Annotated in this window: 5 protein-coding genes; 4 read left to right on the forward strand and 1 reads right to left on the reverse strand. The window is 37.7% G+C overall.

The window, feature by feature from the left end; all coding sequences use genetic code 11:
- Positions 1–75 precede the first annotated feature (75 nt).
- Entirely contained in the window at positions 76–2,199 is a 2,124-nt protein-coding gene (locus AC1DND_RS03555; RefSeq protein WP_477579169.1) for an ATP-binding protein, read from the forward strand.
- A 2-nt stretch (positions 2,200–2,201) separates the two neighbouring features.
- Here the strand turns inward: AC1DND_RS03555 and AC1DND_RS03560 are convergent, their stop codons facing one another.
- The gene (locus AC1DND_RS03560) at positions 2,202–3,041 is read right to left on the reverse strand and encodes a helix-turn-helix domain-containing protein (RefSeq protein ID WP_477579171.1); all 840 of its coding nucleotides are present in this window, start codon (positions 3,039–3,041) and stop codon (positions 2,202–2,204) included.
- Between the two features lie 284 nt (positions 3,042–3,325).
- Between AC1DND_RS03560 and AC1DND_RS03565 the strand changes: the two genes are divergently transcribed.
- The 3 genes from AC1DND_RS03565 to AC1DND_RS03575 form a co-directional block, all read left to right on the forward strand.
- Positions 3,326–5,149, forward strand: coding sequence for a collagen-like domain-containing protein (locus AC1DND_RS03565; RefSeq protein ID WP_477579173.1), 1,824 nt, complete (start codon positions 3,326–3,328; stop codon positions 5,147–5,149).
- 63 nt (positions 5,150–5,212) lie between these two features.
- Entirely contained in the window at positions 5,213–6,889 is a 1,677-nt protein-coding gene (locus AC1DND_RS03570) for a hypothetical protein (RefSeq protein ID WP_477579175.1), read from the forward strand.
- A gap of 18 nt (positions 6,890–6,907) precedes the next feature.
- Positions 6,908–14,055 (forward strand): hypothetical protein (locus AC1DND_RS03575; RefSeq protein WP_477579177.1); only part of this gene is annotated, 7,148 nt, incomplete at its 3' end.

Consider the following 14,055-nt stretch of genomic DNA (forward strand, 5'->3'; position numbering starts at 1 on the left):
TTATTCCGGTAGGTAAAACGTATGTTAAGGAAGCTAAGAAAATTTTTAATTGATGGTTGACTTTAAATATCAATGATGAAAAAATACCTATTTAACATCGTTATTTTTTTTCTTTTCTTTTATTGTGCAGGGGTATTTGCCCAAAAACAACCAGATTTTCCTAAAATAAAATCGGCAAATAATATTAATGATTATTTAGAAAAGTTACTTCTTTCGTGCGATTCTGTTTATTTGGCGGGAGATAATAAATTACTCGGAACAACCCTAACTACGGCATTTAAAATTACCCCCAAAAACGATGCGAAGCATTTGTGCCGTTTTTGGTTTTACAAAGGTCTTTTAACCGAATCAAGTACGGCTTCTTCTGATTCTTGTATCAAAAATTATGAACAGGCACTAAAATATGCCAGGCAGGTTACCGATACAAAAATCATTACACAATCTTTAGGTTCTATCTTGTCGCTTTGCAATCCGGAAAAGAAATCAGGCAAAGCCCGGAGGGATTCTATTGCAAAGGTTTTGCAAACGGTGGTTGATAGCAAAAAAGATAACTATGCTGTGGCAGTTGCCCTCTTGTTTATTTCGAGGTATTATAAACTGACCGGCAACGACGGGAAAGCACTTCAATATGCCTTAAACGCATTTTCAAATTATAAGGAATTATACCAGTCGAAAAAAATAAGCTCAGACGAAGTGGCGGAGGCAGCGGTAATCGTTTCTAGAACTTATGGTAATATGGACCAGGAGGCTAAACAACAGGTTTATTTGGAGGAGATGCGCAAGTATTTAGTTAAAAATAAGGTTTTGCTAAGCTACTATTATTTGTATACTGCCAAAAACCTAGTGATCACAAAGAAAATGAGTAAGGCAGAATTATACTATGATAGCTTATTAAATATTTGCAAAAAATACAGTAATGCCGAATTATGGAACAATTGTTTAGATGCTGATATGTACTTTGCGCAGGGTTTTATCAAATTCGGTAAAAACAAAGAGGCCTTAAAATACAGTACGCACGCCAATACAATAGGTGAAATCTGGGCCTTTGATTTTTATAAAGCGCAATTAAATTACGTGAATGGAAAAGTATACTTAGCCTTAAAGGATTATACAAAAGCATTGCCTTATTTTAAAAAAGCCGAACCATTGGCGCTTGCCTGGAGCTATCAAGATATGCGCATCGCCTCGATAGAAAACATAGCAAATTGTTATGCAGGTTTAGGCAATTGGAAACAAGCATATGCCTACAGCAAAAAACTAAGCATGGTTAAAGATTCTTTAACTGCAATTGATACCAAAAAAATATTCGCTGAAGCCGAAGAAAAATATCAAAATAAAGAAAAGAAGCAATTGATCGATATTCAGAACGAACAACTGCTATTTGCCAAAAAACAAAAATGGTGGCTCATATCAGGTCTTTTACTATCAGGTTTGGTTGCAGTATTATTATATGCCATTTATAGGAATAAAAAGCAATCGGCCAATATATTAGATCAAAAAAACCGGGAATTAGATATTCTAAATAAAAAACTTAATGAATCCAATTTAACCAAAACAAAATTATTTGGTATTATTTCTCACGATTTACGAAGTCCTGTAAGCCAGTTATTCACTTTTTTAAAGCTCCAGCAAAAAAATGATATTCAGGTCTCTGAAGAAGAGCGGGATCAACACCGACAAAAATTAATAACATCTTCGAAAAATCTCTTAGAAACAATGGAAGATCTATTACTCTGGTCCAAAAGTCAGATGGAAAATTTTGAACTCGACATTGACGAGGTTGATTTGGCCCAATTGTTCAGCGATACCGTCTTGTTGATGCAAAATCAGGCCGATGCCAAAGAGATAAGGCTAATCACAGAAATTAAGGGGATAGGCAGCTTAAACAGCGATCAAAATTTATTGCTGATTATCTTACGCAATTTGGTGCAGAATGCAATCAATCATGCTTTTAACCGAACAACAATTTATTTAAGGGCAGGTTTAAATCAAAACAGCCAGATTTATATCGCTGTAATTAATCAAGGTGGGGTAATCCCTGCTGATCAGATCCAGGCGTTAATAGATAATAAGCAGGTAAAAAGCAAATCATCTGGTTATGGGTTATTGATTGTTAAGGAGCTTGCCTTAAAAATTAATGCAGCATTTAACATCAGCAGCGGTATCGAAAATGGCACCGAAATTACCTTGGTTTTTTAAAACTAGAGAGGGTTGATCGAAAGATTATTTTTATGGCTTTCGTAAGGGAATGACCTAAAATGGTCTTCATCTTCCGTAATAGTGGGTATGGTACCCGAAAACTGTTTAAAGTCGCGGATGAGGTGCATGTGGTCGAAATAGCCACAATGAAACGCGATCTTGTTCCATGATAGATTTGGATGTTGTTCTTTAAGTTTATAGGTGTTAGAAAATCTAATTAAACGCCCAAACATTCGCGGTGAAACACCAATTTTATGGTTACATAGCCTCTCAAACTGCCGCAGGCTTAAACAGGCGAGAGAGGCCGTCTGCTCTATGGTCAGGTTACCGCCCGACCGGATAAAAATATCAATGGCCCGATCGAAGGGAGAGGCTGCAGCTAAGCTGTTCAGTTTTTCCTTCAAAAAGGACTGAATAATATCATTTTGTATAGGGGCCGAACTTGCTTCTGCCAACTGTTCGCTTAATATAGCTGCATAGTTCCCTAAAAATAGTTTTGCATCATAACAGGTGTTCAGCACTTCATTCTGAGGTACGTTTTCCATCAAACTGTTCCAGCCGATAGGCTTAAATTGCACACAGACCGCCCGGTGTTTTTTGCCGAGATTCATGATCGTAGAAAATAAATGGAAGCTGGCCAGAATCACGTTTTCTCTTTCCACCAATTGCCCGTTTTCATAAGCGCTGATTTTGTCTTCGAGTATAAAACATAAGCAAGACCTGTAATCGGGAACGATTGTGATCTCTTTAATGAAATCTTCGTTGAAATTGAGGTCTATAACAATAATGCTCTCTACATATTGTTGCAGACTTGGTTCAGGCATAAAATAGGTAAAACCCATAATATTTTGACCTTTTAAGGTGAGAGGTTAAGGATAATATTTACAATATCCAAGTTAAGCATTTATATCAGAATTTTACACTTCTCTTTAAATAACATGCATTTGCTTGAGGTTGTCGTGTTTGTACTATGTGTCAAACCTCATTCTGGGATAAATTTGATCTGTGATCGTGTGGATTACAAATGCCAGGCAAACCCTTTACCGATTATTTCGTTCCGTTCATCGATTAGGTTCCAAATTGTTGTGTATTGAGCAATATCTTCAATCAATCAAAAATTACCCTTATGAAAAATTTTTACGCTTTCTTAATCATCTGCCTTATTGCTATCTTATTTAATTCGTGTTCTGAAACTGGATTGGAAGGACCAGAAGGCCCAGCCGGACCACAAGGAGTGGCAGGAAATGCTGGCCCGTTAGGCGCTGCAGGCAAAGATGGCAGCATCATTTATAGTGGAACAGGTACACCTCCGACAGTACTTGGCGCAAATGGCGATTATTATTTAGATCGGGCAACAGGAAACCTTTACGGACCAAAAATAGCTGCTGGCTGGGCTACGCCAATTACTTTAATGGGGATAGCTGGTGCGAATGGCACCAACGGAACCAATGGTACAAACGGTACGAATGGTGTTAATGGTACAAATGGAACCAATGGCAGCACTACTTTAAGTGGAAATGGTATTCCATCTTCATCGGCTGGTATAACAGGAGATTATTATCTGGATAAGACCAATTATCAACTATATGGACCAAAAACAGCCACGGGCTGGGGCATCCCGATTTTATTGCGTGGTGCTGATGGTGCACAAGGCCCAACAGGCGCTGCAGGTAAAGATGGCAGCATTATTTATAGTGGTTCGGGTGTTCCAGTTGCTACAGTAGGAGCCAACGGAGATTATTACTTAGATAAAACGACGGGTAATTTATACGGACCAAAAACCGCTGGGGCTTGGGGTACACCAATTGTACTGAAAGGCACTAATGGTATAAACGGGGCTAATGGCACTAACGGAACTGATGGTACGAATGGAGCTAACGGCACAAATGGGGCTAATGGTACGAACGGCACCAACGGTACAAATGGTAGTACAACCTTAAGTGGAAATGGCGCACCCGGATCAACTGCTGGTGTAACTGGCGATTATTATTTAGACAAAACCAATTATTTATTATACGGCCCTAAAGATAATACAGGCTGGGGTGTTCCTATTCTTTTGCGTGGCGCAGCTGGGGCTCAGGGACCTACTGGTCCGGCAGGTGCCGATGGAACTGTTATTTATAGTGGAGAAACTGCCCCGGATCCTAATTTGGGGAAAAATGGAGATTTCTACATTTCAAGGCTTCCGGTTATGATTTATGGCCCTAAAACAGCTCTTTTTGGTTGGGGTGACGGTACCAATTTAAAAGGTGCGGATGGAATTAATGGTGCAAATGGCACAAATGGAACTAATGGTACCAATGGAAATAGAATTTTAAGCGGAGGCAGTTTTCCGCAAAATACATTAGGTAACGATGGTGATTTTTACATAGACTTAACAAGTTATGTTATGTATGGCCCTAAAACAGGTGGCGCTTGGCCTTTTCCGGGTACATCTTTAAAAGGTGCAGATGGGAATGCTAATGTAGTCTCTTTAGAAACGCCCGATAATGTAACCTTTAACTGGAGTGGTGAAGGTGCTAATTTCAATACCTATGCTTTAAAGAAACATGGGGTCTCATTTAACGATACTACATCGGTATTTAACATCCCCGCCATACATTTAACTGCTGTAAATAAAGGTATTGTAATGGTGTATATGCGAAAAACAGAAACACCGGGTGTTTATAGCTGGAAACAGTTGAACTATACAGATTTAAGCCAAAATCCAAATCAAAATTTAATTTATAGCTATTCGTTGAGGGTTGATGCAACTACCGCAAAAGTTAGGATTTCATTTTATAATGGATTTGGTTCAACTTTCACTGCCTATCCAGTTGATAAGGTTAGGATAGTCATCATTCCACAAAGTACAACAGGGGTGTTAAGTATAAATCCTAATAATACACCATTGTTGCAGACCATGCAAAAGCTCAATCTAAATGACAAGGATTTTAAAGCATTAAAGTGATCACATTCATGTAGCTGATTAAAAAGTTGCTGATTATTCTTTATTCCAACAAACGTAGAATTTATGAAACGTATATCACTTTTAGTGTTGTTTTTATTCGCTGCCTGTTATTTGGCTAAGTCGCAAGATTTAGGTCAAATAGCAAAGCAAAAGCCATTTGTCATTAACGGTACCGTTGGCCTCGGGCTTGGCACATATAATGTAAATGGAATTCCGGCCAGACAAAGGGATTTCTCTTATATTTTTAATGGAGCACCAACTTTAACCGTTTACGGTATATCGTTCCCATTTTCTATTGTAGTTAGCGATCAACAACGGAGTTATACGCAACCCTTTAACCAGTATGGCATTAGTCCGACTTATAAATGGGCCACCTTTCATGCGGGCTGGCAAAGTTTAGAATTTTCGCCATTTACCTTGGCCGGTCATAATTTTTTGGGTGGAGGCATAGAACTTAATCCTGGCAGATTAAGGTTTGGATTTATTTACGGTCGGTTTAATAAAGCGATAGAAGAAGATCTGAATCAGCCGCTCGCTTTGGCACAACAGGCCGCGTACAAGAGAACAGGTTACAGTGCCAAATTGGGCTGGGGTACTGAACGTAACCATGTGGATCTAATTTTTCTGAATGCCAAAGACCATGTAGGTTCTCTAAGCGCTACACCAATTTCTACTGAGTTAAGCCCATCAGAAAATATGGTGCTGGGCATTTCTTCAAAATTTAGTTTTCTGAAACATTTTGTTTTTGATATGGATGTTTCAGGCAGTATCTATACCCGAAATGTATTATCGGATACCGTTAAAAACTTAAAGTTGGATAAAGTTGATTTTATTAAAAACCTGATTACGCTCAATTCCTCTACCCAATTATTAACAGCAGCACAAACCAGTATTGGTTACAATGCCACCAGCTACAATGTAAGATTCAGGTACCGTAGGGTAGATCCTGATTATAAAAGTATGGGCGCTTATTATTTCGAAACGGATGTACAGAATTATACGGTTGAGGGAATGTTGCGTTTAATGAAGGGCCAGTTGCAATTGGGTGGAAGTTTTGGTCTGCAAAATGACAACATCCTGCACGATAAATCAGTCCGGTCTAACCGAAAAATTGGCGCTGCGAATATCTCGTTCAATAAAGCTGATTATGGTGCAGACCTCCGCTATACCAATTTCGGGATCACACAAGATCGGGGATTAAACCCCATTATAGATATGTTCCGTGTGGCCAGAACCAATCATAATTTAAGTGCCATGTTACGTTATAATATTAATAACGAAAGTATTACCCATGGTTTTGTACTCGTCGGCAATCTGCAATCGCTAGTCGATTTAAATGAATTAACGAAGCCCAATAGCAAATCGAACAGTAAAATGGCCAATTTATCTTATCAGTTCGGTCTGCCCAAAAAATCTTTTAGCGCCAACGCCAATTTAAGTTATACGGTAGCAGAAGTAACTTTTGGCAAAACCATTTTTTATGGACCAACATTAGGCGTTAGCCAAGCGCTGGATAAAGGTAATTTGGGCTTAAGTGCTTCGGTTAGCTATCAATCGCAACGCAATAACAACATCGATGCCGGGAATATTTTTAATGTAAATTTTAACAGTTCTTATCGCCTTGGCAAAAGAAATGCGGCCAATTTAACGCTCAATTATTTAAAGAGCAATTCAAAAGATGTAACGCTTCCTTCATTTAACGAATTGAGGTCAAATCTTGGTTTAACACATTCCTTTTAAATTTTAACATCAATTGCTATGACTAAGTTCTCCCCAATTATAAAGCGTTTTAAAGGAAGCACAACTTTGCTTTTGATTGCCTTTTTAATGATGGTTTCATGTGGTTTGTTTGCACAAGTTAACATCAATGTTAGCATTTCGCCGCCCTATTCGCCTTTTTATGCAGATTATGCTGGCCAAAATGCATCCAAAGTATTATTGATTGTACAAAACCTAACCTCAACCCAGAAAAAAATTAAGCTGACTGGTCAGTTAAGTGGAGATAATGGCATCACAATCTCCACTAAGTCAACTTATACTCCTTTACAGCCAATCATTTTAAATCCAAATGAAACCAAACAACTCAACGGACTGGCTTTAAAAGATATTTTCGATTTAAACACACTAAATGTATATGGAATTGATAAAGTAAAGCTGGTGCGGACCTCGCGTTTGCCAGAAGGCAATTACACTTTTTGTATCCAGGCAGTAGATATGGCCAATAATCAGGTCATTTCTACAGGTGCACCACTGGGCTGTTCATCCATCAGCATTATTTATCCGGATGCCCCGTTTTTGATGAACCCTTCACCGAATGTTTCGGTGCCGGCCATTAAAACAATGTCATTCAGCTGGGGGAACAACGTTATCTTACCAATGGGAATGGAATATACTTTACAGGTTGCCGAAATGCCTGATGTGAAAACAGATCCTAACCAGGTTTTAAATTCAACTTCTTTCCCTGTCATCAACAGAAAAATATTTACCGTTACCAGTACACCGCTTTTACCATCAGATCCACCATTAAAAGAAGGTAAACGTTATGCCTGGCGGGTAATTGCTACAGATCCGAGTGGAAAAATAGTTTTTAAGAATAATGGAATAAGCCGTGCCAATGAGTTTAGGTATGGAGAAAATCCTTATATCACCTCAACACTTCAGTTAGATACGCCCAAAGCAAATATCGCCATTAAAAATTTAGATGACTTAAAGTTTAACTGGACTTTCACCGATAATTCTTCCAAAAATGACAATGTTGGTTTTTATGACGGGCCAGTTGCCATGAAACAAAACAATTTTGGCGTTACTGCTAAATACGAATTGCACATTACTAAAGTAAAAAATGCAGAAGATTTAGCGGCCGAAAAGAAAGCAAATTTGACTAAAGGATTGGGCGGTAACAAGCAAAATGCAGCAAAAGATAACGGCATTTTTATTCCTGTAAATAAAGAAACTATAGATTTTAAATCATCGCCAGCAATGGCTGCATATATAAAAGATGGTAACAATTATACCTGGCAAGTAAAGCATATAGCGACTGGTGTATTATCAGAAGAAAGAATATTTACAGTAAAATCCGAAAAAAATATTACAGATTATACAATCGCCTTATCAGGCACTTTGCAGTATAATTTTTATGATAATTATGCAACAGGCTTTAACAAAATAAAACAAGATAAAGAGCTAAAAATCAAACTCGAAACGCAATTGCAGAATGCAAAATCTAAAGCTGAGTTAATGAAAATAAAAGCAGAACTTGATAAAAATGTTGTTTTAACAGAGCTGGAAAAAGGTTTTCCTGTGGCTAATAAAAATGTACAGATATTAAAAGTACAATTGTTGGCACCAGTTTTTAAAGTAACCAAAAGTGTTAAAGTGATGGAAAACGGTGTCGAAAAAATATATTCAGAGGAGCAGGATAGCATTGCATCGGTAAGCGATTTATTAACCTACCCTTATGGCGCACCAACAATTCCATCGGCAACAGTTGTAGCAACAGGTAAAACCGATGCAATGGGTAATTTAACCGATGGAAAAGGCAGTTTAAAAATCGATGTCCCAATTAACCAAGCTCAATTTAAAGTTTCAGAACCCCTAACTATATCGGGTAAACGCTACGCTTTTGTAGAAGGTTTAGTGGTGAAAATAGACGATAATCACCTGTCAGATCCAAATTGGTTTGTGGTACCTAATGCAAATAATAGAAGCATTACCTTAACCGAAAACACAGTTGAAGCATATAGTTATAAAGTAAATACCAAGCTAACTACCACAGCGCAACGTAATTATAAAGGCAAATTATATATCCTCCGCAAAGCCGAAAGTGTATTTGATGGGGAGGTTGAAAATATAATAGGGCAAACTAAAGAAATACCCATTTACAAATCTTCAACCGTGCTGGGTAAAGATATAATTAAAAAAAGCACCAAAAGTTATGTAGTGGTTGGCAGCACTGATATTAACGAGTTAGATGCAAATAATTTTAACACTTCTTTTTCAAACTTAGTAAGCGCTGTAAATGCAAATGATACTTATACGGTGTTTTTTGAGCCAACTGATGAATTAGATGCTTTATATTTTAGCCCACAAACGGTAAGTAAAATTGGTGGTAAAACAAATGCTTTTGAAGCTACAAATTTTGCCAATAAAAACTTAACAGAAACCGTTGAGTTTGGACCAAAATTCCTTTCTATGAACGTTTCTGGCAGGTACACCTACAAATGGGCAAAGCCTTACGGCAAAACCAACACACCATTGCCATTACCAGAAGGAACAGAATTAAAACTGCTAAAAGGAAATTTAGCTCAAAAAGATCTTTTAAAAGATGGAACTATTTTATCAGATGAGCGCGTAATAGCCACTACCACTGTTAAAAAAAATGGAGAATATTCTTTTAAAGTGGGCATGCAAGATTACAATACCTTTAACGATGGGCAAACCTATAATTTAGTTGTTGTAATCCAAAGTAATCAGTATTATTCAGAACCTCATCCCATTCCCTATAACCAAAACGAAAATATTAACGTACCAGACTTAACCGCAACGGTACAACAATATAGTTTCAAATCTAAACTTGCTGTAAACAATGGACCGGGTGCTACACCGCCAATTACGCCAATAGCAGGTATGGATGTTTATTTATGCCGAAAAATTGGCGATGAAATACCTATCGGCCGACCTGTAAATGATGGCGACCCAAATAAAGGAACCTATTTCAAAAAGATTTGGGAACGCAAAAACGCATATAATGAAACAGAGAAATACGAAATTATAGATAAAATGGTTTCATTTGGCTCTGCCGGAAAAGAAGGTTATTTTGCTTTCGATAGATTGATTGTACCAGCCGATATTAACGATAAGTATTATATTTTTGCCGAGCCAATAAGCACCAGTCAAGACAATTACATTACGCAAGATGCTTTTTCGGTTACCAGTGTGCTCAATTTCGAAACACAAAAACAAGGTAGTTTTACCGATCAACAAGTCTTTTCTACACAAGATTACAATATTGGATACACACACGTACCCGTAGTTCCTTTGGCGCCTTACATAGACGGAGCCGTTTACCCAAGCAGTAACGCAAGCACATCCGTATTATCAGGTGTTCATGTAGAGCTTTTTAATATGTCTGGCTTATCAAATACAGCAACCAATAGCCAAATCGAAACTTATTTAAAAGGTAAAACACCACAAAAAGATCTTATAACCGGCACAAATGGTCGTTTCCTATTCGAAAATATTAACAGTTGGTTATACGATAGCTGGAAACTACTCCGCCTTACCAAAAATGGATTTTTAGTTACCTATAAAGTATTAAATAGTGGTAAACCATTGGTAAAGGGGCAACGTGAAAATCTGGGTAAAGTTTACATGGATTTACCAATTATGTTAACTACAACAGTGGTTGATGATAAAGAAAATACAGTAGCCGCCCGCATTATTGTTGGCGATGATTTTAGCTGGAACGATTATAAACCCGAAACCGGTTACCCTACAACGCTACAATCGCCAAAAGGCAAAGTAGCTTTTACCATAATTCCTGTAGATAGAGCCAATTACAAAACAACCGTTGTTACGTTAGATAATGTTATAGCAAACCAAACCGTAAAGTTTAAGGTTAAGAAGAACACCCGCAACATTACGGTGTATTGTTATAAAAAAGGAACAAAAATCACATTAGAAAGTACCGTAACAGTTTTAAACACTGGTAATTATTTGCAAACTAAAGGAACTTTTTTAGGGAAAAATTACAACTACGTGGAAATTGCAGCAGGCGGTAGCCAGTTCGAGTTAAAAATAGTACCAACCGATAAAAATTACACCATCGCAAAAACACAAGTACATGTAGATGGACTTACAGATGTAATTGTTAGCGTAGAAGTAGAACCTGCCGTTAGCATAACAGTTAATGCCCAAGAAGTTTTCGGTAATTGGGAAACCAAACCTTTAAATGGCGAGTACAATACCTACGTTGAAGGTATGGATGAAGATGAGTATGATAAAACCAGTAAAAAAGTAACTATAGTAACAAACTCAGCTAAAGAAGAAATTAAAGTAGTACCGAAAACAGATAAACTACCCAAAAAGATAAAATTAGGAGCGCTTAAAAAAGCCAGTACAACTGAAATGGCATCGGCAGCGCCTAAAAATAATAACTATTACAGCGCTGTACAGCAAAATGATGATGATTTAGCTAAAGATATGGTATCGCCCGATGGCGCTACCGAAACAAAAATCAATGGTTATGATGATAATGCGATAACAGAAAATGAAATAGCCATACCAAAAAATGAAGCAACTTTTTCTACCGAAACCTATTATACCATAACGCTGAGCAGGTTGCCTGCCAACAGATCATTCACAATTATTGGTACTAAAGCAGATTATATTGGAGGTACACAGCCCATAAACCCAGGCGGTGCAAACGCTAATGTTATGCTCAACTTTGTAAAAGCACCTAATATGAATGTAAACAGCATGTATGGTTTTCCAATCGAACTAACCAAAGCTCAGTATGTAACTAATACACAATATAAAATATCGGGCAAGTTAACGCCAACAGGTAATGTAAGCGAAAGCACCCTGAAAAGAAAATATGTGGATCGTAAACTTGAATTTACCGATATTTTGGTAAACGTAAACCAAGCACCATCGGGACAGGAAAAAGACCGCTTTTTTACCTTGGCAAATGGAATGGTTTTCAACCAAAATGATTTAGAAGCCGTGTTATTTTCTAAATACGATATTAAAATTTTGGATAAAGGTGGGCTGGCTTTATATCCTCAAACCGCTACAACAGCCAGCATATTTGGAAAAATAGGTTTAGATGCTGCATCGTTGGCTAAAGGAGTAGAAACTTCATCATCAGATAATGTTGGCGATACCAACTATTTATACCTCAACAATGCAAATGCGTCTTACGCGTTGATTACTGCTTTGCCAGCAGATAAAAAGACGAATAATTTATATACATTTTCTACCGGTAATTCTGACCTGACCTCTTCCCAATTTTTGGTATCAAGCAATACACGCGCTAAACCAAAGTTTATTGGGGCAGATGATATTAGTGTTACACCAGATGCAAACGTAATGTTAACGAATACAGGTATTTCATTTTTGGGTACACTAACTACCGATTTAGCTTACACAACTAATCGGGATATACAAGCTAAAGCAAAGTTTACCTTAAACGAAAATGGTTTCAAATCGGAGAACCAACAAAAAATTACCATTAAATTAAACCAATGGCAATTAGAGGCTCCAACCTGGACTTTTGGCTCCGAAGGCCTTACCCTTAAAGGCAGTCTTAACGCCTTGGGCTTAACTTTTCCTTTCTCAAACTTAAAAGTTAGCCGCACTAAAATTGGTTTTGGAGATTTTGAAGTTAATAGTTTAAAACTGCTGAATGCATTTCCGATTACCATAAACGGAAATGATGTGTACACCAGTTTTGGTTACGATAAAGGGTACTCAAAAGATAAAGGAGAATGGTCGGTATCGCTCATCACAAAATCTGGCATCACCTCATTAGCTAGTCTTAAAGGTTTGCCTGATTTAGAACCTACCGATGAAATTAAAATTAACAATATTAATCTTTATGATACCGGTAACGAAAACGACACCAGAATTTTACTGTCCGAAAAACAACCAGCAGTTACCTTAAACGGCATTGCGAAATACAAACCAAGCACAGTTTGGGGCGGCGCTGATTTTGTAACTTTCAGAGGCGATTTAAACATGGATATTCCAGGTTTCACCGGACTAGATTTAGTAACCTACGATTTAACCTATAAAGCAGAAAATGGCAAGTTAGCACATAAACATGATGTGAAGTTTCAAAACTTAGGGTTAGATACCAAAGGGATAAAAGTAACATTTGATGGCGACCAACGATTTAACGACGGTGAACTTTACTTAAAAGGTTATTTAACAGATAAAGACCTTAAAGGCAAGTATAAAATTCCTGTAGAACTCACTAAAACAAAAACCGAAACTAAACTAACTGTACCAAAAGATACCAAAATATACCTCAATGAAGGCGAAAAAGCTGGAAGCTATTTAGATAAAGCAACCGGACAAAGCATGGTTGTAGGTAAAGAGTGGCAATACTTTACCTTCGGTGGCGACATGACAGGGGCAAACGGAATAGCACCATCGCCAATGAGTTTTACCATAAAAGGTGATATAGTAGCAAATCCATCTGCCCTTGGCGTAAATAATATGAGTGCAGGTGGCGTACAAGGTTTAAGTATTGTTTACGATTTTACTGAAAACGCATTAATTGGATCTGGTCACCTTAACCAAAATACAGATTTTGCCAGCTTAGATTTAGATGCAGAATTAAAATTAGGCTCCAGCGAATGGTACATTTTTAGTAATGGCCTGGCCGATGTAAAATACACGCCATTTACAGGCATAGGCGTTGGTTTTATGGTGGGTAATAAAACCCTAACCGAAACACAAAAAAACTCATTTTATAAACATTTTGGCAATGCCGATGTAACCGATGCTACAAAAACAGCATTTACAAAGGTGCAAGGAGTGTTGTTAGTCGTATCGGCCGAAATGCCAATACCACTCTTACCGAGCTTCGATTTAGATCTCGATCCTGTTGCACACTGCTCATTTACCCACGGTTTATTTGCCGCGGCATATTTAAAGGCAGATTTCACCTCAAACCCTAAGGATATTGCCATCTCGGTAGGCGGCAGAGTAGGTGCATTTGTAAAATTAAGCGCCGGTGCAAGTATAGGTTTAGCTTGTGCAGGTATAAATTTAGGTGCCAAAACCTATGCAGATATTAATGGCTATTTAGCACCATTAAAAGGAGAGTTTTCTGCAACAATGGGGCTTACATTTGTATTAGAAGGTAGCGCTTATGTAGGCGGAGGTGTTTGCAATAGCAG

The organism is Pedobacter sp. 01N416 (genome assembly GCF_056399685.1).